At 61.9% G+C, this 23428-nt stretch carries 22 protein-coding genes; 8 read left to right on the top strand and 14 right to left on the bottom strand.

What is annotated here, in order from left to right; all coding sequences use genetic code 11:
• Nucleotides 1-2: 2 nt before the first annotated feature.
• The 8 genes from Q9Q94_RS00195 to Q9Q94_RS00160 form a co-directional block, all read right to left on the bottom strand.
• The gene (locus Q9Q94_RS00195; protein ID WP_305978000.1) at nucleotides 3-2729 is read right to left on the bottom strand and encodes a nitrate reductase; all 2727 of its coding nucleotides are present in this window, start codon (nucleotides 2727-2729) and stop codon (nucleotides 3-5) included.
• Between the two features lie 11 nt (nucleotides 2730-2740).
• Nucleotides 2741-3562 carry a type IV pili methyl-accepting chemotaxis transducer N-terminal domain-containing protein gene (locus tag Q9Q94_RS00190; RefSeq protein ID WP_305977999.1) on the bottom strand — a complete coding sequence of 274 codons (822 nt, stop codon included), beginning with the start codon at nucleotides 3560-3562 and terminating at the stop codon, nucleotides 2741-2743.
• 99 nt (nucleotides 3563-3661) lie between these two features.
• A complete protein-coding gene (nirD, locus tag Q9Q94_RS00185; protein WP_305977998.1) occupies nucleotides 3662-3973 on the bottom strand; it encodes a nitrite reductase small subunit NirD in 312 nt (103 codons plus the stop codon).
• Nucleotides 3974-4123: 150 nt separating this feature from the next.
• Nucleotides 4124-6574, bottom strand: coding sequence for a nitrite reductase large subunit NirB (nirB, locus tag Q9Q94_RS00180; protein WP_305977997.1), 2451 nt, complete (start codon nucleotides 6572-6574; stop codon nucleotides 4124-4126).
• Between the two features lie 2 nt (nucleotides 6575-6576).
• Complete coding sequence (locus Q9Q94_RS00175) at nucleotides 6577-7368, bottom strand: ABC transporter ATP-binding protein (RefSeq protein ID WP_305977996.1); 792 nt, start codon at nucleotides 7366-7368, stop codon at nucleotides 6577-6579.
• A gap of 11 nt (nucleotides 7369-7379) precedes the next feature.
• Entirely contained in the window at nucleotides 7380-8321 is a 942-nt protein-coding gene (gene ntrB, locus Q9Q94_RS00170; protein ID WP_305977995.1) for a nitrate ABC transporter permease, read from the bottom strand.
• 58 nt (nucleotides 8322-8379) lie between these two features.
• Nucleotides 8380-9639 carry a CmpA/NrtA family ABC transporter substrate-binding protein gene (locus tag Q9Q94_RS00165; protein ID WP_305977994.1) on the bottom strand — a complete coding sequence of 420 codons (1260 nt, stop codon included), beginning with the start codon at nucleotides 9637-9639 and terminating at the stop codon, nucleotides 8380-8382.
• 316 nt (nucleotides 9640-9955) lie between these two features.
• Nucleotides 9956-10534: an ANTAR domain-containing response regulator gene (locus Q9Q94_RS00160; protein WP_305977993.1), complete on the bottom strand. Its 579-nt coding sequence runs from the start codon at nucleotides 10532-10534 to the stop codon at nucleotides 9956-9958.
• A gap of 202 nt (nucleotides 10535-10736) precedes the next feature.
• Here Q9Q94_RS00160 and rpsF point away from each other — a divergent pair, with 202 nt between their 5' ends.
• Genes rpsF through rplI form a run of 4 tightly spaced genes read left to right on the top strand, consistent with a single transcriptional unit; the run spans nucleotide 10737 to nucleotide 12186 of the window.
• Nucleotides 10737-11129, top strand: coding sequence for a 30S ribosomal protein S6 (rpsF, locus tag Q9Q94_RS00155; RefSeq protein ID WP_305977992.1), 393 nt, complete (start codon nucleotides 10737-10739; stop codon nucleotides 11127-11129).
• A gap of 5 nt (nucleotides 11130-11134) precedes the next feature.
• Nucleotides 11135-11443 carry a primosomal replication protein N gene (gene priB / locus Q9Q94_RS00150; RefSeq protein ID WP_305977991.1) on the top strand — a complete coding sequence of 103 codons (309 nt, stop codon included), beginning with the start codon at nucleotides 11135-11137 and terminating at the stop codon, nucleotides 11441-11443.
• A gap of 2 nt (nucleotides 11444-11445) precedes the next feature.
• Entirely contained in the window at nucleotides 11446-11721 is a 276-nt protein-coding gene (rpsR, locus tag Q9Q94_RS00145; protein WP_305977990.1) for a 30S ribosomal protein S18, read from the top strand.
• Nucleotides 11722-11736: 15 nt separating this feature from the next.
• Nucleotides 11737-12186 carry a 50S ribosomal protein L9 gene (gene rplI, locus Q9Q94_RS00140; RefSeq protein WP_305977989.1) on the top strand — a complete coding sequence of 150 codons (450 nt, stop codon included), beginning with the start codon at nucleotides 11737-11739 and terminating at the stop codon, nucleotides 12184-12186.
• Nucleotides 12187-12372: 186 nt separating this feature from the next.
• Here the strand turns inward: rplI and thrC are convergent, their stop codons facing one another.
• From thrC to Q9Q94_RS00120, 4 genes are all read right to left on the bottom strand, one after another.
• On the bottom strand, nucleotides 12373-13803 hold the full coding sequence (thrC, locus tag Q9Q94_RS00135) for a threonine synthase (protein ID WP_305977988.1): 1431 nt from the start codon (nucleotides 13801-13803) through the stop codon (nucleotides 12373-12375).
• Nucleotides 13804-13920: 117 nt separating this feature from the next.
• The gene (locus Q9Q94_RS00130; RefSeq protein ID WP_305977987.1) at nucleotides 13921-15231 is read right to left on the bottom strand and encodes a homoserine dehydrogenase; all 1311 of its coding nucleotides are present in this window, start codon (nucleotides 15229-15231) and stop codon (nucleotides 13921-13923) included.
• A complete protein-coding gene (locus tag Q9Q94_RS00125) occupies nucleotides 15228-15686 on the bottom strand; it encodes an N-acetyltransferase (protein WP_305977986.1) in 459 nt (152 codons plus the stop codon). Before Q9Q94_RS00125 ends, Q9Q94_RS00130 begins: the two co-directional genes overlap by 4 nt.
• A gap of 5 nt (nucleotides 15687-15691) precedes the next feature.
• A complete protein-coding gene (locus tag Q9Q94_RS00120) occupies nucleotides 15692-16984 on the bottom strand; it encodes a pyridoxal phosphate-dependent aminotransferase (RefSeq protein ID WP_305977985.1) in 1293 nt (430 codons plus the stop codon).
• A 129-nt stretch (nucleotides 16985-17113) separates the two neighbouring features.
• On the opposite strand from Q9Q94_RS00120, the gene Q9Q94_RS00115 reads away from it, so the two are divergent.
• From Q9Q94_RS00115 to Q9Q94_RS00100, 4 genes are all read left to right on the top strand, one after another.
• The gene (locus Q9Q94_RS00115; protein WP_305977984.1) at nucleotides 17114-17485 is read left to right on the top strand and encodes an Mth938-like domain-containing protein; all 372 of its coding nucleotides are present in this window, start codon (nucleotides 17114-17116) and stop codon (nucleotides 17483-17485) included.
• A gap of 109 nt (nucleotides 17486-17594) precedes the next feature.
• Nucleotides 17595-18053: a peroxiredoxin gene (locus Q9Q94_RS00110; RefSeq protein WP_305977983.1), complete on the top strand. Its 459-nt coding sequence runs from the start codon at nucleotides 17595-17597 to the stop codon at nucleotides 18051-18053.
• Between the two features lie 57 nt (nucleotides 18054-18110).
• Nucleotides 18111-19532: a PhoH family protein gene (locus Q9Q94_RS00105; protein WP_305977982.1), complete on the top strand. Its 1422-nt coding sequence runs from the start codon at nucleotides 18111-18113 to the stop codon at nucleotides 19530-19532.
• A gap of 202 nt (nucleotides 19533-19734) precedes the next feature.
• On the top strand, nucleotides 19735-20289 hold the full coding sequence (locus Q9Q94_RS00100) for a C40 family peptidase (RefSeq protein ID WP_371929804.1): 555 nt from the start codon (nucleotides 19735-19737) through the stop codon (nucleotides 20287-20289).
• A 1-nt stretch (nucleotide 20290) separates the two neighbouring features.
• Here the strand turns inward: Q9Q94_RS00100 and Q9Q94_RS00095 are convergent, their stop codons facing one another.
• Both Q9Q94_RS00095 and Q9Q94_RS00090 read right to left on the bottom strand, forming a co-directional pair.
• Nucleotides 20291-21793: an ExeA family protein gene (locus Q9Q94_RS00095; protein WP_305977980.1), complete on the bottom strand. Its 1503-nt coding sequence runs from the start codon at nucleotides 21791-21793 to the stop codon at nucleotides 20291-20293.
• A gap of 10 nt (nucleotides 21794-21803) precedes the next feature.
• Nucleotides 21804-23267, bottom strand: a complete 1464-nt coding sequence (locus Q9Q94_RS00090) for a sigma-54 dependent transcriptional regulator (protein WP_305977979.1) — start codon at nucleotides 23265-23267, stop codon at nucleotides 21804-21806.
• Nucleotides 23268-23428: the final 161 nt, after the last annotated feature.

The following is a 23428-nucleotide window of genomic DNA, read 5'->3' as shown; positions in this document are numbered from 1 at the left end:
TGTCACTGGACGACGGCTTTATTGCCCTCGGCCACCAGGCGCTTGAGTTCCGGCACGCAGGAGCCGCAGGAGGTGCCGCACTTGAGTGCGTCTTGCAGGGCGGCGAGATCCTTTCCGTCCGCCACGGCGGAGCGGATTTCGTTCTCGGAGACATTCAGGCAGTTGCACACGATGCGGCCCCGCCCGATGCTGGAAACCGGGGCTTTGGGCAGCGGCGCAAAGAGCCAGCGGCGCACGGTGTCGATCGAGGCACGCTCGATCATCAGTTCCTTGAGCCAGCCTCCTGCTGCCGTTTCGCCAGTGAGGCGCAAGCCGGTGAGCATGCCTTCTTCAACCAGTGCTTTCTTGCTGACGCCGCGACGTGCGTCGGCATACGCCATGCAGTGCTCGCCTTGCAGATCCATCAGCACATCCAGCTGCTCCAGCCACTCTGCCGGGATGGGCGTGCTGTGGGCAATGCGCAGCACCACGATGGCGAAGTCGCGTCCGGCCAGCGATACGGCGGCGTAGTCGAATTTCCGGAGCCAGGGTTCCAGCGCGGCGGCGCGCTCCAGGGCAAGGCCGTTGGCCACCTCGGCATATACCGCGCTCCTCATCAACAAGGCCTGATGGGGCAGTTCGATCTTCTCGATCTGCACGGCGGCGTGTTTGAGTTCGGGTTGCTTCGAGTAGGGATCAATGTTGTTGAGTGTCAGCTCATTCACGCCCGCAGAACTCAATACATTGCGTCCCCAGTGCATGGCAATGAAGGCGTGGCCGGGGCGCACTTCTTCGGTGGCATGCGCGCGCAGGATGATGCTGCCGCGCCGGCTCCTGACGCGTACCAGATCTCCGTCGCGCAGGCCACGCCGGCCGATGTCAGCCTTGTTCAGTTCAATACGTGGTTCATCGACATGGGCGTAGAGCCGGGCTGTCTTGCCGGTGCGGCTCATGCCGTGCCACTGGTCACGCAAGCGGCCGGTGGTCAGACGCAGCGGGTATCGCGCGTCAATGCTCTCCGAAGTAAGGCTGGTCGCGGGCACGATGAACTGCGCCTTGCCCGTTGTGGTTTCAAATTTTCCGTCCGCATAAAGGTGGCTGACGCCCTGTTGAACTCCTTCGGGGAAAGGCCATTGCTGCGGGCCGAGTTCGTCCAGCACGGCGTAGGAAAGTCCGGTGATGTCCAGGTCGCGGCCGCGGGTAGTATCGGCATGTTCTTTGAATATCGATTCCACCGTTGGGTAGTCGAACAGGCGTGCTGTGTCGGCGCGACCGAGTTTTTCGCCGAGCTTCAGTGCGAAATCGCGCGCAATCACCCAGTCTGCGCGGGTTTCGCCAGGGCCGGGAACGGCGGCATTCACGTGGGTGATGCGCCGCTCGGAGTTGGTGACAGTCCCTTCCTTTTCGGCCCAGCTCAGCGCTGGCAACAGCAGGTCGGCGTAGGGCGCGGTCTCGGTCGTGGCATAGGCTTCCTGCAGCACCACGAATTCGCACTTCTCCAGTGCTTCGCGGATCAGCGCTTGCTGCGGCATCGAGTGGGCCGGGTTGGTGCAGGCGATCCATAGCGCCTTGATCTGGCCGGCGCGCACCGCTTCAAACATCTCGATTGCCGACAAGCCTGGCTTCTCCGGGACGGATTCGACGCCCCACAGCGCGGCGACTTCGGCGCGATGTGCCGGATTGGCCAGATCGCGGTGAGCGGAGAGCAGGTTGGACAGGCCACCGACTTCGCGTCCGCCCATGGCGTTCGGCTGCCCGGTGAGCGAGAAGGGGCCGCAGCCGGGCTGGCCGATCTTGCCGACTGCGAGCGACAGGGCGATCAGGGCGGTGCCGTTGTGAGTGCCGTGATGGCTCTGGTTCAGCCCCATGCACCACAGGGACAGCGGGGTCTGCGCTTCGCCCCACCATCTGGCTGCCGTGACGATGTCATCGGCGCTGACACCGCATATGCCGGAGGCCACCACAGGCGTGGCTTCGCGTACGGCTTCGCGCAAGGCTTCAAAGCCTTCGGTATGCTCGCGTATCCAGGGCATGTTGACGTAGCCGTCCCACAGCAACACGTGGAGCATGGCGTTGAACAGCCAGATGTCGGTGCCGGGCAGGATCGCCAGATGCAGGTCGGCACTGGCAGCCGTGTCTGTGCGGCGTGGATCAACGACAATGATCTTCATGCCGGGCCGCGCGGCTTTGGCGGCCTCGATGCGGCGGAAGGCAATCGGATGCGCGAAGGCCGGGTTGGCGCCGGCGATCAGCAGGCAATCCGCATGATCGAAGTCCTCATAGGAGCAGGGCGGTGCGTCGGCACCAAGGGTCTGCTTGTAAGCGGCCACCGCACTGCTCATGCACAGGCGCGAGTTAGTGTCGACATTGTTGCTGCCGATCAGGCCTTTGGCCAGCTTGTTGAAGACGTAGTAGTCCTCGGTCAGCAACTGGCCGGAGAGGTAGAAACCGACTGCATCCGGCCCGTGAGTATGAATCACGCTGGCGAACTTGTCCGCCGCCGTGTCCAGTGCCTGATCCCAGCTCACCCGGGCGCGCGGTTCGGCGCGATTCTGACGCAGCTCGGGAAAGAGCAGACGGGTTTCCGGGCGGGCCGTGAAATGCAGCGTGGAACCCTTGGTACATAGCCGGCCGAAATTGGCCGGGTGATCCGGGTCGCCACGCACTTCGATCACGCGCTCGCCATCATGCTGAATGATGACGCCGCAGCCGACGCCGCAGTAGGGGCAGGTTGCCTTGGTTTCAGCCATGTTCGCTCGGTTCAGCTCAGGGTTGCGTAGAGGCCGGTCAGTTTATCCATGACCTGCAGAATGTTCTCTGAACTGACGGCCACATTGTTGTCCAGATACTCCTGCTGGGTCTTGCTGCTGGTGCCGCGCAGCGCATCGTCGAAGAACATCCACTGGGTCTCGGCCAGACCGATCCAGGACAGGGTGTCCTTGGTGTTCTCCGGCGCGGCCTTGAGAACTTGCAGCGCGGCAATGAACTCCTTGCGTGCGGTGTCGAGACCCTTGCGCGCCTCCGGCGTGTCCATGCCGTCAGCGATGAAGAAGTAGAACTTGGACATGCGCTGCGACAGCATGCGCTGGCGCCCGGCGACGTTGACCAGCTTGCCCAGCGAGCTGCCATTGAGCTTCTCGAGCTGCACGGTGCCCTCGTGGGCGGTGGCGAGCACCTGCTCGTTGAGGGCGGCGACGCTCTTGAGGCCGTCCTTGGTGATCGGACTGCCGACCACGCGCTTGTAGTCCATCCAGCGCGCGGCGAGCAGGTCGTAGGTCTGCACGATGTCAGCGGCATTCTTGCTGCTGGCCAGGCTGCGCAGGCTGTTGAGCTGGGTCTCGAAAAGATTGATCGAGTTGGCCATCAGGTCGCGCGCATCCGATTCGCGGATGCCGCGGATCTGCTGGGCATAGAGTTTGGCCATGCGTTGCGACAGCATGCGCTGCCGCCCGGCGAGGTTGATGGCCTCCAGCATGCCGATCTCCGCCGGCTTGGTGGAGGCTGCCAGCGCGCTGGCGGCCAGGGGGAGGCTGCTCATGAACATGAGCAGGTGACGACGCTTGGGGCTGAAGGCGCTATTCATTTTTCGGTTTCTCTCTGGGTTGAGGCGGGGCGCGATCAATCGATACAGCCGTGGGGCGGGCTCCGGCGCAGCGGGGGCTGCTGCGCCGGCTGCCTGGAACTAGATGGACAGGTAAACCTCGCCGTTCTCGAGCCTGGCGGCGAAGGACTTGGTGCAGCCCACGTCGGGCGCCTGGGCCTCGCCGGTGTCGAGGTTGATCTTCCAGCTGTGCAGCGGGCAGGTGACCTGCTTGCCATGCACGATGCCTTGCGACAGCGGGCCCTGCTTGTGCGGGCACTTGTCATGCACGGCGAAGACTTCGTCGTCGGAGGTGCGGAAGATGGCGATGTCGCCGTGCTTTTCGGTCTTCACGACGCGGGAGCCCAGTTGCGGGATCTCGGTGAGGGCGCAGATTTTTTTCAAGTCGGACATGGTGTTTTCTCGGGAGTAGGAAGTTGGGGGCCAGGCCGCAGGCGCGGGGCGGGGTGTGTTCCCCCTCCCGCCTCCTGCTTACTGGTCAGGCGTGCGTGTCTTCTTCATCGAAGCCGAAGTCGTGTTCCCATTCGCTCATGGCGTGGCTCCTCAGGCGCTGAAGTCTTCGTAGGCGGCGCGCAGCGTGCCCTTGTCGGCCAGTTCGCTGCGTTCCAGCCACGGGTCGGTGTAGTCCTGCAGCGCGTAGAGCAGGCGTTCGTAGAGTTCGCGGCGCAGCGTGGCGTTCTCGACGATCTTGCTCTTCACGTACTCCAGGCCGACGCGCTGCACGTAGTGCACCGTGCGCTCCAGGTAGAAGCCTTCTTCGCGGTAGAGCTGGAGGAAGGCGCCGGAGTACTCCATGACTTCCTCGTCGGTCTTGACCTTGCAGAAGAACTCGGCGACTTCGGTCTTGATGCCGCCGTTGCCGGCCACGTACAGCTCATAGCCGGAATCCACACCGATCACGCCGACGTCCTTGATGCCGGCCTCGGCGCAGTTGCGCGGGCAGCCGGAGACGGCGAGCTTGACCTTGTGCGGGCTCCACATGCCGAAGAGCATCTTCTCGAGCTTCACGCCCATGTCCATCGAGCGTTGGGTGCCGAAGCGGCAGTGTTCGGCGCCGACGCAGGTCTTCACCGTGCGGATGCTCTTGCCATAAGCATGGCCGGAGACCATGCCGGCTTTCGACAGATCCGCCCAGATCTTGGGCAGGTCGTCCTTCTTCACGCCGAGCAGGTCGATACGCTGACCGCCGGTGACCTTGACGGTCGGCACCTTGAACTTGTCGGCCGCATCGGCGATTGCACGCAGCTCGTCCGGCGTGGTCAGGCCGCCGAGCATGCGCGGCACCACCGAGTAGGTGCCATCCTTCTGGATGTTGGCGTGCGCGCGCTCGTTGATGAAACGGCTCTGCGGATCATCCTTGGCTTCGTGCGGCCAGGTCGAGATCAGGTAGTAGTTCAGCGCGGGGCGGCAGGAGGAGCAGCCGTTCGGTGTCTTCCAGCCCATGGCGTGCTGCACCGAGGGGATGTCGATCAGGTGCTGCTCGCGGATCGCCTTGCGCACTTCACCGTGCGAATGCTCGGTGCAGCCGCACACGGCCTTGTTGTTGGAGTCCGCCGGGGTGTAGGCGCCGCCGACGGTGGAGGCGATGATCTGCTCCACAAGACCGGTACAGGAGCCGCAGGAACTCGAGGCCTTCGTGTGCTTACGCACGTCGTCCAGCGTGAAGAGACCGTTTTCCTTGATGGCCTTGACGATGGTGCCCTTGCACACGCCGTTGCAGCCGCAGATCTCGGCGGTATCCGGCAGGCTGGCTGCCTGGTTCTGGCCCTTGTGTCCGGCGTCGCCAAGATGGCTCTTGCCGAAGAGCAGGTGGTCGCGGATGTCGGCGATGTTCTGGCCGTCCTTGAGCATCTGGAAATACCAGGAACCATCGGCGGTGTCACCGTAGGCCACGGCACCCACGATCTTGTCATCCTTGATGACGACGCGCTTGTACACGCCGGCACCCGGATCGGACAGGACGATGTCTTCGGTGCCTTCGCCGCCCGAGAAGTCGCCGGCCGAGAACACGTCGATGCCGGTGACCTTGAGCTTGGTGGAGGTCACCGAGCCCTGGTAGCGGCCGATGCCGTACATGGCGAGGTGGTTGGCGGCAACCTTGGCCTGCTCGAACAGCGGGGCGACCAGACCGTAAGCGGTGCCACGGTGGTTGGCGCATTCGCCGACGGCATACACGCGCGGGTCATAGGTCTGCAGGGTGTCGTTGACCACGATGCCGCGGTTGCAGTGCAGGCCGGCGGATTCGGCCAGCGTGGTATTGGGGCGGATGCCCGCGGCCATCACCACCAGATCGGCCGGCAGGGTTTCGCCGCTCTTGAGCTTGAGCGCACACACGCGGCCACTTTCACCCTGCACCAGTTCGGTGGTGCTGGCGGAGAGGCGGAACTGCATGCCCTTGGCTTCGAGCGCCTTCTGCATCATGTTGGCGGCGGTCTTGTCGAGCTGGCGCTCCATGATCCATTCGCCCAGGTGCACCACGGTCACGCTCATGCCGCGCAGGATCAGGCCGTTGGCGGCTTCCAGACCGAGCAGGCCGGCACCAATGACGACGGCATGCTTGTGGGCCTTGGCCGCTTCGATCATCGCGTCGGTGTCGGCGATGTCGCGGTAGGAGATCACGCCTGGCAGATCCTTGCCCGGCACGGGCAGGATGAAGGGATTCGAGCCGGTGGCCAGCAGCAGGCGGTCGTATTCGGCCTCGGTGCCGTCGTCGGCGATCACCTTGCGCGCCTTGCGGTCGATCTTGGTGATCTTCTTGCCGGTGTGCAGGGCGATGCCGTTGTCCTTATACCAGTCAAGATCGTTGAGGATGATGTCCTGAATGGTCATCTCGCCGGCGAGCACCGGGGAGAGGAGGATGCGGTTGTAGTTGGGGTGCGGCTCGGCGCCGAAGACCGTGATGTCGTACATGTCCGGAGCGATCTTGCGCAGCTCTTCGAGCGTACGCACGCCAGCCATGCCATTTCCCACGAGAACCAGTTTCATCTTTTCCATGGTCAGGCTGCCTTCTTGACTTGCTTTTGATAGAGAAACTCGATGATGGCGGCGCGGCAACGTGTGTATTCCGCATCGTTGGCCAGGGTCAGCCGGTTGCGCGGCTTGGCGAGATTGACTTCGAGGATCTCGCCGATGCTTGCCGCCGGACCGTTGGTGAGCATCACTACGCGGTCCGACAGCAACACGGCTTCATCCACGTCGTGCGTGACCATTACTACTGTGGCGCCGGTCTTTTCCATCACGCCGATCAGCTCGTCCTGCAAGGCGGCGCGGGTCAGCGCATCCAGCGCACCGAAGGGCTCGTCCATCAGCAGGATCTTCGGCTCCATCGCAAACGCCCTGGCAATGCCGATACGCTGTTTCATGCCTCCGGAGATCTCGCCCGGGTGTTTGTCGGCAGCGTGGGCCATGTGAACCATCTCGATGGCGGCCATGGTGCGGGCTTTTAGCTTGGCTTTGCCTTCCTTGGCGCCGAACACGCGCTCCACACCGAGATACACGTTCTCGAAGCAGGTGAGCCAGGGCAGCAGCGAGTGGTTCTGGAACACCACGGCGCGTTCCGGGCCGGGGCCGGCGATTTCGCGCCCGCCGCAGATGAGTGCCCCGTCGGTGGGCTGGGTCAGGCCGGCGATCAGGTTCAGCAATGTGGATTTCCCGCAGCCGGAGTGGCCGATCAGCGAGACGACTTCACCTTCGTTGATCTGCAGGTTGATGTCGCGCAGGGCGATGAACTTGCCTTTCTTGGTGTCGAAAGACATGCCGACGTTTTCGATCTGGACCAGTGATTTCATGTTTGTTCTCCTCAGCTGTTGGCTTCGTAGCTGAATTTTCTGGCGATGGCGATCAGGAGCTGTTCAAGCATCAGGCCGACCAGACCGATCACGAAGATGGCGATGATGATGTGTTCGACCTTGAGGTTGTTCCACTCGTCCCACACCCAGAAACCGATGCCGACCCCACCGGTGAGCATTTCGGCGGCAACGATGACCAGCCAGGCTGTGCCGATCGACAGACGGATGCCGGTGAGCATGTAGGGCAGGACCGAGGGGAAGAGGATCTTGGTGATGATCTTCATTTCCGAAAGGTTCAGTACGCGGGCTACGTTCATGTAGTCCTGCGGTACACGCTGCACGCCTTGAGCCGTGTTGAGGATCATTGGCCAGATCGAGCAGATGAAGATGGTCCAGGTCGCGGCAGGATCAGCGCGTTTGAAGACCAGCAGACCGATTGGAAGCCAGGCCAGCGGGGAGACCGGGCGCAGCAGTGAGATTATCGGGTCCAGCGCCTTGGCGAGGAACTGGAAGCGTCCGAGCAGGAAGCCCAGCGGGATGCCCACTGCGGCGGCGAAGCCGAAGCCGATGGCAACGCGCTTGAGCGAGGACAGGATGTTCCAGCCAATGCCCTGATCATTCGGGCCATTGCTGTAAAAGGGGTCTGAAAACAGAGCGATGGCGGCTTTCCAGACGACTTCCGGTGTCGGAATGCCCTTGTTTTTCATGGAGACAATGGCCCAGATGCCGATCAGCAGGGCGAAGCCGATCAAGGGGGGCAGGATGGTCTTGAAAGCGCGGCCGGCGAAATCGCCAAAGGCGGATGGCTTGCGGGCTGCGAGGCCGGCGGCGGGCGTGACGGTGGCTGTTGTGCTCATTTTGTCGCTCGTATTGCTGGATTTTCCGGAAGCAGACTCGGGCGTGTCTGAACTGGCCTGCTCGCCCAAGGGAATGCTGATGGATGCAGAAGTCATGATTGGCTCCGGGATATACAGGCTGCAGGCCTTGTGGCCTGCAGCGGTTGCATGCTGATCAGGCCTTCACCTTGAAACTGGCGGCGTACTTGGCTGGGTCCTTGCCGTCCCACACCACGCCGTCGATGAGTTTTGACGAGCGCATGTCGGACTTCGGAACCGGTGCCTTGACGATGGCTGCGGCCTGCTTGTAAAGCTCGATCTGGTTGATCTTCCTGGCGGTGCCGAGGTAGTCGACGTCGCCCTTGAGCAGGCCCCAGCGCTTGTGCTGGGTCAGGAACCACATGCCGTCCGAGAGGTATGGGAAATTCACCAGGCCGTCGTTGTAGAACTTCATGTAGTTCTTTTCCGACCAGGTCTTGCCCAGACCGTTTTCATACTGGCCGATCATGCGGCTGCGGATCACATCGGTATCCGTGTTGATGTAGGCCTTGGCCGACACGGTTTCCGCTGTCTTGCTGCGGTTGGCCGCGCTGGCGTCGATCCACATCGAAGCTTCGAGGATGGCGCAGATCATGGCGCGCGCCGTGTTCGGATACTTGGCGGCGAACTCGGCAGTGGTCCCCAGCACTTTTTCCGGATGGTCGGTCCAGATGTCCTGAGTAGTGACGGCGGTGAAGCCGATCTTGTCGATAATGGCGCGCTGGTTCCAGGGTTCGCCCACGCAATAGCCGTCCATGTTGCCGACGCGCATGTTGGCGACCATCTGCGGCGGCGGCACCACGATGGTCTTCACATCCTTCATCGGGTTGATGCCATGCGCAGCCAGCCAGTAGTACAGCCACATGGCATGAGTGCCGGTGGGGAAGGTCTGGGCGAAGGTGTATTCCTTGTCTTTCTTCGCAATCAGTTTTGCCAGCGACGCGCCATCCGTGGCGCCCTTGTCACGCAGCTCGTTGGAAAGGGTGATGGCCTGACCGTTGTTGTTCAGCGTCATCAGAACGGCCATGTCTTTTTTGGGACCACCTACGCCAAGGTGCAAGCCGTAGACCAAGCCATAGAGAACGTGGGCAGCATGCAGTTCGCCGTTGGCCAGCTTGTCGCGAACACCCGCCCATGAAGCTTCCTTGGTAGCGTTGATCTTGATGCCGTATTTCTTGTCCAGCCCCAGCACGCTGGCCATGACGATGGAGGAACAGTCCGTCAGCGGGATGAAACCGATATTCACTTCCGCAAGCTCGGGCTTGTCGCTGCCGGCAGCCCAAGCGGTGCTGGCAGGTAACAAGCCGCTTGCGGCCACGGCTGCGGCGCTGCTCATGGCAACACCTTGCTTGAGGAAGCTGCGTCGGCTGAGTTGAGCATCGAATTTCTCCGTCATGGTTCTCTCCAGGGGACAGGTCTATCTAGGGGGCTGAAAAACAAAACGGCGTCGCAGCTTTCCGTGCCATGCAGAGCAGGAAGAGCTGGACGCCGTTGTCCATGCAAGCCGTCGTTGGCTTGACTTCACGGACTACATAGCAGGCTGTGTGCCAGTGTCAGAAATTTGTTTTAAAACAGTAGGCTGTGCGTTTTTGGAGAGAGGCCGGCGGTCGGGCTGGCGCGGTGGTGGCGCACTGCCACTGTGCGGAATTGGAACTCATGCACCAGTTTGATCTGGATCAAAATCCATGTTTTAAGTGTGGGTATTCAGGGTTTTAGCCGAGAAGGAGTTCGGCTGCCGAGACGACTTGCGCCGCTGCATCCCCCAGTTTCAGCTTGCGCTCCATGGCCATCTTGCGCAGCGCGTGATAAGCCTCGTCTTCGCTCATGCTGCGGGACTTCATCAGGATTCCTTTGGCGCGATCGACCGTGACGCGCTCCGAGAGTCGGCGTTGAGCCGTGTCGCGCTCTTCACGCAACGCCTGGTATTCGTCGAAGCGGGCCGTGGCGACCCTGAGCAGGGAGGCCAGACGCGAGGGTGCCAGCCCATCGACGACATAGGAGGAAACGCCGGCACGCATGGCCTGGCGAATCACCTCATCAGCATCGTCTTCAGCAAACATCAGTACGGGTTTGGGCAGGCAGCGATCCAGCGCAGCAAGATTTTCGAGCGTGTCACGGCTTGGCGAGTCCGTGTGAATCAACACGACATCGGGGTGCAGGTTGCAGACCTTGTCGTGCAGATCCAGTGCGTCCGGCAGGACTGCTGCGACCATGTGGCCGGCACGTGTCAGACCTTCGCAGATATCAAGCGCGCGTTCCTGGATTTCGTCGATAACAAGGATCTTGAGCATGGGGGCAGGGGAGTCGGGGTTGTGTATGTATGCAAGGCATTGAGCAAAAGTTGCGCCATGCCGAGAGTTTCCACCAGATCAGCAGGAAGAAGCCAATGGTGCATTCGCTTGCTCTGTCGGTGTTAAGCCTATAGAATCACGGGTTCCCTTGCTCCACCGGTACGCATGCCGGGGGGCTGTCATCAACCCGTAAGGAGTCTGCATGCGACATTACGAAATCGTATTCATTGTCCATCCGGATCAGAGCGAGCAAGTGCCCGCCATGATCGAGCGCTACAAAGCCACCGTGGCTGCACGCAATGGACAGATCCATCGTCTGGAAGACTGGGGCCGCCGTCAGCTGGCTTACCCGATCCAGAAGATCCACAAGGCCCACTATGTTCTGATGAACATCGAAGTCGACCAGGAAACCCTGGACGAAATCGAGCACGCGTTCAAGTTCAACGACGCCGTGCTGCGCCACCTCACCATCAAGACGAAGAAGGCCGTGACCACTCCGTCGCCGATGATGAAGGAAGAAAAGTCCCGCTCGCTGACGTCTGCTGCTCCGGCTGAAGAAGCCAAGACTGAAGCGCCTGCCCAGCCCGAAGCCTGATTGGGGTGAGCGCAGAGAACACGCTTCGGATAACCGGGTCGCTTGTCGCAAAGGAATCGCTGCGATGGACGCCCGCCAGAGTGCCGGTGCTGGAGTTCCGCATCGAGCATCTCTCCCGGCAGATGGAAGCCGGTACTGAACGCGAAGTTTCCTGCGAACTGACCATCAGGGCTCTTGGCCCCGCAGCACAGCAGATTGAGGTGGTAGCACTGGGTTCCACGATGTTGATCGAAGGTTTCATCGCCGCGAAAAGCGCGAAAAACCGGGCCCCTGTGTTGCACGTCAGAACATTTGAATTGTTGGAAGGAAATTGATCATGGCATTCAAGCCTGGCAAGAAAGACGAAAAGAAGGGCGGCAATCGCGGTGGTGGCTTGTTCAAGCGCCGCAAATTCTGCCGTTTCTCCGCTGAGAAGATCGAAGAGATCGACTACAAGGACATCGAAATCCTCAAGGATTTCATCACCGAACACGGCAAGATCATGCCGGCGCGTATCACCGGCACCAAGTCCGGCTATCAGCGTCAGCTGTCGACCGCCATCAAGCGCGCACGTTTCCTCGCGCTGATGCCGTACACCGACCTGCACCAGTAATCCGGGGGATAAACGATGCAAATCATTCTGCTTGAAAAAGTCGTCAACCTCGGCAACCTCGGCGATGTCGTCAATGTGAAGGAAGGCTACGCCCGTAACTTCCTGATCCCGACTGGTCGCGCCAAGCGTGCTACCACTGCCAGCCTGGCCGAGTTCGAAGCTCGCCGCGCTGAGCTGGAAAAGGTTGCTGCCGAGAAGCTGGCTACGGCGCAAGCCGCAGCCACCAAGGTGGAAGGCGTGACCGTTCAGATCGTCCGCAAGGCCGGTGTCGATGGTCGTCTGTTCGGTTCTGTCAGCACCGGCGACATCGCCGAAGCGCTGGTGGCACTGGGCCACCCGGTCGAAAAGGCTGGCGTGCGCCTGCCGAACGGTGCGATCAAGCTGGTGGGCGACCATCAGATCGAAGTCGCGCTGCACACCGATGTGGTTGTGCCGGTGACGGTCGCCGTTCTCGGCGAGCACTAAGATCAAGGCCCGGAAGGGCTTTGCATAAAAAAGGGCTGCAGATGCAGCCCTTTTTGTTTGTCTTCGTCTGAGAGCCTGTCCGGAAAGCCTCTTGTGGCGGGCGTATTCGGGCAGATGGTTTCAAGATCCGCGCGGGGCGGACGTTTCCGGCAGGCGTCTTTGAAGAGGCCCGCTGGATGCGGCTCTTCAGGCCGTGTGTCTGACCACGAAATCCTTCACCGCCTGCACGTTCACATCCATCACCTCGACGCGCTGCGGCAGGGCTTCGATGTTCTGCATGCTGGCCGGGCGCCAGGGTTTCTCGCCGAGCGCTTCGATGATGGTCTCCTCGAACTTCGCCGGCAGGGCGGTTTCCAGCACGATGGTCGGGATGTCCGCGTCGCGGTGTTCCAGCGCCACCTTGATGCCGTCGGCTGTGTGGGTGTCGATCATCAGGCCGTAGTCCTTGTAGACGCGGCGGATCGTGGCGAGACGGTCGGCGTGGGAGCTGGAACCCGAGACGAAGCCGAACTCGTCCATGCGCGCCCAGTAGGGCGTGGCGGCGAGATCGAAGTAGCCGCCCGAGTCGACTGCCTTCCACAGTTCGGCCACCACCTTCGGGTCGCGGCCGACCAGATCGAAGACGAAGCGCTCGAAATTCGAGGCCTTGGAGATATCCATCGACGGGCTGCTCGTGACCTTCACGTCGGCGGTCTTGCGCGGCTTGTAGGCGCCGGTGCGGAAGAACTCGTCGAGCACATTGTTCTCGTTGGTGGCGAGGATCAGCTTGCGGATCGGCAGACCCATCATGCGCGCGATGTGGCCGGCGCAGATGTTGCCGAAGTTGCCCGAAGGCACCGCAAAATTCACTTCCTGATCGTTGCTGGTCGTCGCGGCCAGCCAGCCCTTGAAGTAGTAGATCACCTGCGCGGCCACGCGGCCCCAGTTGATCGAATTCACCGCGCCGATCTTGTACTGCGCCTTGAAGTCCAGATCGTTGGAGACGGCTTTGACGATGTCCTGCGCGTCGTCGAACATGCCGCGCACGGCGATGTTGAAGATGTTGGCGTCCTGCAGCGAATACATCTGGGCGCGCTGGAAGGCGCTCATGTTCTCGCGCGGCGAGAGCATGAAGACGCGCACGCCGCGCTTGCCACGCATCGCGTACTCGGCCGCCGAGCCGGTGTCGCCCGAGGTCGCGCCGAGGATGTTGATCTCCTCACCGCGCTTGGCGAGCACGTACTCGAACAGGTTGCCCAGGAGCTGCATCGCCATGTCCTTGAAAGCGAGCGTCGGGCCGTTCGAGAGCTCCTGCAGGTAGAGGTTGTTTTCCAGCTTGCGCAGTGGCGTGATCTGGCTCGCGTCGGAGTCCGGACGGCCGTTGCAGTAGACCTGCTCCGTGTAGGTCTTGGCGGTCAGCGCGCGCAGGTCGTCAGCCGGGATGTCGGTGGCGAACTTCGACAGGATCGTGAAGGCCAGCTCCGCGTAGCTCATCGAGCGCATCGCGCTCAGTTCGGCGTCGGTGACTCGCGGGTATTCAGCCGGCAGCGAGAGACCGCCATCGACCATCAGGCCGCCGAGCAGGATGTCGGAGAAACCGAGTTGCGGCGACTGGCCGCGGGTGGAAATGTATTGCATGGTTTTCTTGTGACTCCGGCGGGCAGACGTGTGTGACTGGCGTCATCCCGGCGAAGGCCGGGATCCAGGCGTGCCCGAGAGCTCTGGATTCCGGCTTTCGCCGGAATGACGGCAATATTAGTTCAGCTCTTCAAGGCGGATCTTGGTCACCTTGCCGACTACGGTCGGCAGGGCTTCCATGCGCGCAATCGCGGCATTGACCTGGCCTTCTATTGCGATATGGGTCAGCAGGATCAGGTCGGTCTGCGATTCGCCCTCATTCGGCTCTTTCTGCAGGATGGCGTCGATGGAGATGCCGCCGTCCGCAAGAATGCGGGTGATGTCGGCGAGCACACCGGTCTTGTCTTCCACCCGCAAACGCAGGTAGTAGGCGGTCTGCACGTCCTCGATCGGCAGGATCGGCAGATCGACCAGCTGGTCGGCCTGGAAGGCCAGGTGCGGCACGCGGTGAGCTGCATCGGCGGTGGCCAGACGGGTGACGTCGACGAGGTCGGCGATCACCGCCGAGGCGGTTGGTTCGGCACCGGCGCCCTTGCCGTAGTAGAGCGTGGAGCCGACGGCATCGGCTTGCACCAGTACGGCGTTCATCGCGCCTTCGACATTGGCGATCAGGCGCTTGGCCGGGATCAGGGTCGGGTGCACGCGCAACTCGACGCCTTGTTCGCGGCGACGGGCGATGCCCAGCAGTTTGATGCGATAGCCAAGCTGTTCGGCGTACTTGATGTCGATGGCTTCGAGCTTGGTGATGCCCTCGACGTAAGCCTTGTCGAATTGCACCGGGATGCCGAAGGCGATGGCCGACATGATGGTGGCCTTGTGGGCGGCGTCGATGCCTTCTATGTCGAAGGTCGGGTCGGCTTCGGCGTAACCCAGCGCTTGCGCTTCCTTCAATACTTCGGCGAAGGGCAGGTCCTTGTCGCGCATCTCGGAGAGGATGAAATTGGTGGTGCCGTTGATGATGCCGGCGATCCATTCGATGCGGTTGGCCGAGAGACCCTCGCGCAGAGCCTTGATGATCGGGATGCCACCAGCCACCGCTGCTTCGAAGGCCACGGTGACGCCCCTGGCCTGCGCGGCGGCGAAGATTTCCTTGCCATGCACGGCGAGCAGGGCCTTGTTGGCGGTGACGACGTGTTTGCCATTCTCGATGGCGGCCAGCACCAACTCCCTGGCGACGCCGTAGCCGCCGATCAGTTCGACGATGATGTCGATTTCCGGGTCTTTGACCAGAGCGAAGGCGTCGTTGGTGACGCGCGCGGCGCCACCGGTGACCTTGGTCGCCAGCTCGACATTCTTGTCTGCCACGGCCGTGATGCGGATCGGGCGACCGGCGCGCCGGGTGATTTCCTCGGCATTGCGGGAGAGAACGGTCCAGGTGCCACCGCCTACGGTGCCAATGCCCAGCAGGCCTACATTCATCGGTTTCATACGAATTGTTTCTTGAAGTTGAACGAGGTGATTACGAAGCCTTCGCGGAAATAGAAGCGGTGTGCTTGCTGGCGCTGAGTACCGGAATCCAGTACCAGAGCGTCGGCGCCGTGTTGATGTGCTTCCATTGCAAGCCGGGCAACCAAGGATTTTCCCACGCCTTGGGAACGTAGTGCTGCATCGGTGACCAGATCATCGATGTAAAACTTGATGCCGTCGAACGTGTTCTCGTGCCAGCGCCATACGGCCAAGCCGCAAACGGCGTCGCCACGCGTGGCCAGGGTCATGCGCGCACCGCCCGCGAACACGCGCCTCATCTTGGCTGTGTAGTCGGCCGGCAGGGCCGGGCGCAACTGACGATGCACCTTTTCTGCGCGGGCGAGCCACGCTGGCTCGGCCACTTCTCCGGCTTCATTGCAGATATCCACAAGAGAAAGTGGTACGTGCTCGCCCATGATTCTTACCTTCCGTGGCGCTTGCGATAGCCGTCAAGGAAGCGGGCGATGCGTCCCATCACCTCGGTGAGGTCGTCGGAGTTTGGCAGGAAGACCACGCGGATGCGGTCTGGCGTGGCCCAGTTGAAGCCGGTCCCCTGCACCATCAGCACGCGCTCGGCTTCGAGCATTTCGAGCACGAATTGCTGGTCGTCGACGATCGGGTACATTTTCGGATCGAAGCGCGGGAACATGTACAGGGCGCCCTTGGGCTTGACCACCGACACGCCGGGCATGGCACTCAGGGCTTCATAGGCGATGTCGCGCTGGCGGGTGAGGCGGCCGCCGGGTTTGACCAGATCGTTGATCGACTGATAGCCACCGAGTGCGGTCTGGATGCCGAACTGGGCCGGCACGTTGGCACACAGGCGCATGGTGGCGAGGATGTTGAGACCTTCGATGTAATCGCTGGCGTTGCGTTTCTCGCCGGAAACAACCATCCAGCCTGCACGGTAGCCGCAGGCGCGATAGTTCTTCGAGAGGCCGTTGAAGGTGAGGAACAGCACGTCGTTGGCCAGCGAAGCCATCGAGGTGTGAGTGGTGCCGTCGTAGAGGACCTTGTCGTAAATCTCGTCCGAACAGACGATCAGGTTGTGCTGGCGGGCGAGTTCAATGATTTCCAGCAGCACGTCGTCCGGATACACCGCACCGGTCGGGTTGTTCGGGTTGATGACGACAATCGCCTTGGTGCGTTTGGTGATCTTGGCCTTGATGTCATCAATTGCAGGCAGCCAGCCATTGTCCGGGTCGCACAGGTAGTGACGGGCGCGACCGCCAGCGAGATTCACGGCGGCGGTCCACAGCGGATAGTCGGGCGCCGGGACCAGCACTTCATCGTCGTTGTTCAGGAGCGCCTGCATGGCCATCACGATCAACTCGGAGGCGCCGTTGCCGATGTAGATGTCGTTGACCGCGACGTCGGCGATCTTCTTTTCCTGCGTGTAATGCATGATCGCTTTGCGCGCCGGGAAGATCCCCTTGGAATCGACATAGCCGGCTGCATTGCTCATGTTGCGGATCATGTCCTGGGTGATTTCTTCGGGCGCCTCGAAGCCGAAGGCTGCCGGGTTGCCGGTGTTCAGCTTGATGATGCGATGGCCTTCTTCTTCCATCTGGCGCGCGCGTTCCAGCACCGGACCACGGATTTCGTAGCACACATTGGCCAGCTTGGCCGACTTCGCGATGGCGCGCGCGGAGGCTTCGGCAGAAGTCTTTGGCGTGTCAGGGGTCGCGATGTGCAGGCTGTGGCCGTGTTTCATGATGGTGCTCCAATGCTCCGGTGGCGGGGAAAATCCCCCGTAAACCTCTATGATAACGAAACCGCGCGATTCCCCGAAGGGGCAAGCCCAAAGGACTGGCGTGGTTCATTTGCCGATACACTTTCCTGTATGAAGCTGAACCGCGAAATCTCTTCCAATCTGCTGCTGATTGCGTCCTACGATGCTGGATCTTTCACCCTTGACGGCAAGCGTCACGAGAGCAGCTTGATCGTCACGCCCGAAACCGTCCAGGCCTGGCCCGTCAGAGGTTTCGCTGCGTTGACTGCGCAGAGCCTCGACGCCGTATGTGCGCTCAAGCCCGCGCTGGTGCTGATCGGCACAGGCACGCGCCAGCATTTTCCTGCCCCCGCCGTGCTGCGCCCGCTGATCGAGGCGCGTATCGGTTTCGAAATCATGGATACGGGCTCCGCCTGCCGCACCTACAACCTGCTCGCTGGCGAGGGCCGCAGCGTGGCCGCTGCTCTATTGCTCGACGCTTGAGGAATCAATGGCTTGGCCGCGCTGGTCGGCAGGGCTGTTGCGATGGCCGAAAAATGCCGATACGCTGGAGTCGTAGCTTGTTTTGCCCCATCGATCCGGAGCCATAAGAATGACAGCAATGCTCGCCCCCGATCTGAGCCTGCCCGCCACGGGCGGAGCGCCGGTATCCCTCGCCGCGCAACAAGGCAAGAAGGTCGTTGTGTATTTTTACCCCAAGGACAACACGCCTGGCTGCACCACGGAAGGCATTGATTTCGCGCGTCTGCATGCGGACTTTGCGGCGGCAGGTGCGGTGGTGTTCGGCGTGTCACGCGACAGCGTGAAATCCCATGATGGCTTCAAGTGCAAATTCGAGTTTCCCTTCGAACTGATCTCGGATGCGGATGAGCAACTTTGCGAAGCCTTTGGCGTGATCAAGATGAAGAACATGTACGGCAAGCAGGTTCGTGGCATTGAGCGCAGCACATTCGTGTTCGATGCTACGGGCAAGCTGCTGCGTGAATGGCGTGGGGTCAAGGTCGATGGCCACGCGCAGGACGTGCTGGAGTTCGTTCGCACGTTGACTTGAGTTCGGGCGGTTTGCCGCCTCGCAGGACCCTTACCCCTTCGACTCTCGAAAGCAGACATGGTCACCCGCAAAAAAGAAGTCACGCCGCCATCCACCAAGCTGTTTGTTCTCGACACCAACGTGCTGATGCACGATCCGACCAGCCTGTTCCGCTTCGAGGAGCACGACATTTTCGTGCCGATGATGACCCTCGAAGAACTCGACAACAACAAGAAGGGAATGTCCGAAGTCTCGCGCAACGCGCGCCAGGCCAGCCGGACGATGGACGATGTCGTCTCGACCTGCGAACACCACATCGAGCAGGGCATTCCGCTGGCGGAGCCCTCGCGTGGACAGGCTTCCGGACGCCTGTTCCTGCAGACCCAGGCCATCAACGCCACCTTGCCGGCCAGTGTGCCGACCGCCAAGGCAGACAACCTGATCCTCTCGGTGGTGATGTTCCTCACCGAGCTGCGCAAGGACCGCCATGTGATCCTGGTGTCGAAGGACATCAACATGCGCATCAAGGCCCGCGCGCTCGGGCTGGAGGCGCAGGATTACTTCAACGACAAGGTGCTGGAGGATACCGATCTTCTCTACACCGGCATGCGCGAGTTGCCCGCCGATTTCTGGGATACCCATGGCAAGGACATGGAATCCTGGAAGGAAGCCGGGCGCACCTATTACAAGGTGCGTGGCCCGCTGTGCAATGAGTTGCTGGTTAACGAGCTGGTCTATCAGGAGGGCGACAAGCCACTCTACGCCATCGTCAAGCAGAAGGATGGCCCGGTTGCGGTGTTCGAATCGCTGATCGACTACGCGCACCAGAAGAACAATGTGTGGGGCATCGTGGCGCGCAATCGCGAGCAGAATTTTGCCCTGAACCTGCTGATGAACCCGGAGATCGATTTTGTCTCCCTGCTGGGGCAGGCGGGTACCGGCAAGACCCTGCTGACCCTGGCGGCTGCGCTTACGCAGGTGCTGGAGACCAAGCGCTACGCTGAAATCATCATGACCCGGGTGACCGTGCCAGTGGGTGAGGATATCGGCTTCCTGCCCGGCACCGAGGAAGAGAAAATGGCGCCGTGGATGGGCGCGCTGGAGGACAATCTTGAAGTGCTCAATGGCAATCCGGATGACGGCGGCTACGGTGGCGAGTGGGGGCGGCAGACCACGCGCGACCTGATCCGCACGCGAATCAAGGTCAAGAGCCTGAACTTCATGCGCGGGCGTACCTTCCTCAACAAGTTCCTGATCATCGACGAGGCGCAGAATCTGACCTCGAAACAGATGAAGACCCTGATCACGCGTGCCGGCCCCGGCACCAAGGTGGTCTGTCTGGGCAATATTGCCCAGATCGATACGCCTTACCTCACCGAGGGCAATTCGGGTCTGACTTATGTGGTCGATCGTTTCAAGGGCTGGGAGCACAGCGGCCACATCACCTTGCAGCGTGGCGAGCGTTCGCGCCTCGCCGATTACGCGGCTGAGATCCTTTGATGCTCGGGCGGCGCAGCGGGAGTCCTCGCTGTGCCGCGCCAATAAACAGTTTTCGAGCCGACCGTCTGTAAAATGGCTTCAGCGCTTGCTTGGCGGACGATATTTCTGAAGAGCCAGTCTGGCAGCGGTTCTTGCGAGGGGATGTACTTCCCCGGCGAGCGGCGGTTTACAGCTCGACGATACGAAGGTTATAGTCCGGCCCATGCACTTTTTCCCCTCCCGTCTTCTTACCGCGCTTTGTCTGCTGCTTGCCGTGCAAGTTGCCCAGGCTGACGACGTGGCTGCCACGCAGCCCGCCGAGACGACTTCCAACAAGGTCACGACCCTGATCGACAAGGGTTTTGGCTTCCTTGGTGTGCGTTACCGCTTTGGCGGCAATGGCCCGGATGCCGGTGGTTTTGACTGCAGCGGGCTGGTGCGCAAGGTTTTTGGCGATGCGCTGGGCCTGAACTTGCCGCGTACGGCTGCCGAAATGGCCCGGCTGGGTGACAAGGTCGGCACGCAGGATCTGAAGCCCGGCGATCTGGTGTTCTTCAACACCATGCGGCGTGCCTTCTCACACGTTGGTATCTATCTGGGTGACAACAAATTCCTGCACGCGCCGGCCAAGGGCAGCGCGGTGCGCGTGGAAGCCATGGATCAGAGTTACTGGCTGAAGCGTTTCAACGGTGGCCGTCGTCTGGTCAACGAAGCGCAGGCCGCACCGCTGGCGCCGCCGCCCTTGCTGGCGCTGCCGTCGGAGCCGGTGCCGCAGTAAATTACCGGTTAGCCAGCGGACCCGAGGCCACTGCAATTGCAGTGGCCTTTTTGTTGTCTGCGCTGCGCAGCGCCTTGTAGGGCCGGGCGAAAGCTCCGCCAGCCTTGAGCCAGGCAGGCATTTTTGCCAGATCGATGTAGGCTTCCTGAGCCGTCGTGTAGGCACCGTAGATCACGCCGATGGTCTGTTTCGGATCATCCTTGACGACAAACAGACGCAGCTGGGCCGGATCGACCACCTTGTTTGCGCTTGGGATGAAGCTTTCAAGCGTTGCTGCATTCGATGCGGGGATCGAGCGCAACTGGATGAACCATTGGCTGTCGGTGATGTGCTCCATGTCTGCGCGTGAAGCGACAAGGCGCTCGCGGGCCAGCGGGCCGATCTGCCCGGGGATCGGCGCAAAGCGTGCCGGGTCACCGGAAGCGGTGGGGAGTGCGTTTACCGGCCTGACTGCAGAGGGGCTGCTGGCGGGCGTTTGCGGGGAGCCTGCCCGGAGAGCCGCGGCACTCCTGGCTTTTCCGGATGGATGCTCGGAGAGGCTTTCTGCTGGCTGGTCTTCGGGCAGGGGGAGAGTGATGGCCGCAATCGGTACGTCAGCCTTTTCCTCTCCTGGTTGCAGCAGGCGCCAGCCAAGGAGGAGGACGGCGAGAAGCAGGGCGCCGCCGCCCAGCCCAAACAGGAGGCCGCGTCCGGGCATGCGATAGCTGTAGTTGGCATCGCGGATGGCCGCAACAACATGCTTGTCGGTAATGGTGTGGGTGTTTTCGGCAAAGGCGGCGAGCAGCGTTTTGTCGGCCAGGATGTTGACGCGTCGGGTGAGACCTTTCGAGGCCCGGGTGATCAGATTGAGTACGCCACTGCCGGTAAACAGATCCGGTCCTTTGTAGCCGGCGGCGCGCAGACGGAAATGCAGGTAATCGCTGATCTGGTGATGATCCAGCGGGGTCAGGAAGAAGCTCTGGGTGATGCGTTCGCGCAGTGAACGCATGGCGCGTTCTTCGAGGATTTCATCGAGCTCGGGCTGGCCGAAGAGCACGATCTGCATCAGCTTGCGGGTGCCTGTTTCCAGATTGGAGAGCAGGCGGACCTGATCCAGTGACTCGCGTGGCATGGCATGCGCTTCGTCGATGATGGCGATGACACGCCGGCCCTCGCCGTAGAGGCCGATCAGGCGATGCTCGATCTGGCGCAGCAGGCCGTGGCCGTCGGCCGTGTCGATCTCCAGTTCGTGCGCCACGGTAGCGACCAGCTCACTCGGGCTGAGACTCGGATTGGCGATATAGATGATCAGCGCTTCGGGTGGCAGGCGCTCGATGAGCATGCGGCACAGCATGGTTTTGCCGGTGCCGACTTCGCCGCTGACGCGGATGATGCCTTCGTCGTTCTCCACTGCGAAAAGCAGGGCTTCAAGCAAGGGGCCGCGTTGGGCGCCCGAATAGAAATACTCGGTTTGCGGTGTGATCCGGAAGGGCGCTTGCTGGAGTCCGAAATGTTCGTGGTACATGGCTCGACCTTTATTCGGAGGGGCTGTCCGGCGGCAGGATGGCTTCGCCGAAGCGGGCCAGGGTGTCGATGCGGTTGTACAGCGTCGAGCGGTTCAGACCGAGCAGACGAGCGGCCTGGGCCATGTTGCCGCGGGCCGCGCGCAGGGCGGCAGCAATATAGTCACGCTCCACGCGGCGCAAGGTTTCGTCCAGAACGATGCCGCCGCTGGCATGCAGTCTGGCAGCGAGGTCTGGCTCCGGGGCCGTACTGGTTGCGGACAGGGAATCGCAGGGGCGGTCGGGCAGGAGATCGGCTTCCAGTTCGGCTTCGAGAGATTCGCGGCCGATTTTGCGCCCCGCATGGCGACTGAGCAGGCGCACGGCGATGTTCCGCAACTCGCGCACATTGCCCGGAAAGTCGTAGGCCAGCCAGCAGGCTTGTGCCCCGGCGTCCAGCGAGCAGGGGGCGACACCCATCTGGCGGGCGTAGTCGGCGAGGAAGTGCTCCAGCAGCAAGGCGCGATCATTGCCAAGGCTGCGCAGGGGGGGCATCAGCACGCGCAGCACGCTCAGGCGGTGGAACAGATCAGGGCGGAAGCGCCCGCTGCGGGCGTCGAAGCGCAGGTCCCGGTTGGTGGCGGCAATTACACGGGCACGCGTCTGGCGGGTCAGGGTCTCGCCGACACGCTGGTATTCGCCGGATTCGAGTACGCGCAGCAGCTTGGGCTGCAGTTCCAGTGGCAATTCGCCTATTTCGTCGAGGAACAGACTGCCCTCGCCAGCTTCCTCGAAATAGCCCGCTTGGGCCCCTACCGCGCCCGTGAAGGCGCCGCGTGCATGGCCGAACAGAGTGGCTTCGATCAGGCCTGCCGCTATCGCGGCGCAGTTGAGGGCAACAAAGGGCTTGTCCTTGCCGGGGCCAAGTTCGTGCAGGGCACGGGCGGCAATTTCCTTGCCGGTGCCGGATTCGCCTTCGATCAGTACCGGGAAACGTGTGGCGGCATAGTGCTGCAATTGTTCGCGAGCAGCCTGGATGGGGGGACTGTTGCCCAGAATGCGCGGCAGTGCGGCGCCTGCTGCGTGCTCGGAGCTTTCCTGCCGGCGCAGCTCAAGGGCGCGGTTCAGTGCTGCGCGCAGTTGTTCGGGGGGCGCGGGCTTGGCAAGAAACTCAAGTGCACCGAGGGTGCGGGCGTGTCGGGCGTGCGCCTCTTCGTCCTGCCCGGAAAGCACGATGATCTTGCACAGCGGGTCGATGGCCAGCAGCTCGCTGATCAGCGCCAGGCCTTCATCTGCACGGTTGACGTGCGGTGGCAGCCCCAGATCCAGCAAGGCCAGATCGGGCGGGCGTGGGTGCTGCTGGAGCAAGGCAAGGGCTTGCGGGCGATTCCCCGCGATCAGCAGCTCGAAATCCTGGCCCAGCAGGTAGGCCAGGGTGCTCTGGATCAGCAGGTCGTCGTCAACAATGAGCAGGCTCGGGCGCGAGGCGGTGGTCATGCGGCAGCGTGCGGTTCCATCGGTTTTTCAGGGCTTGCAGCGCAGTGTAGCGCATCCCGCCGTGGTCTTGCTGTGCCGGTCGGGCGTCAGACGCGCGCGTCCGGATGAGATATTGGAGAGGCGGTGTCTGGAATGGTCGGACCTCTTGAGTGCCATTTCCT

Origin of the sequence: Uliginosibacterium sp. 31-16, from assembly GCF_030730865.1 — a bacterium.
In the GTDB taxonomy this organism is placed as follows: Bacteria; Pseudomonadota; Gammaproteobacteria; order Burkholderiales; family Rhodocyclaceae; genus Uliginosibacterium.
Note: the sequence above shows the minus strand (reverse complement) of the source record. Positions and strands in the feature narration are given on the sequence as shown.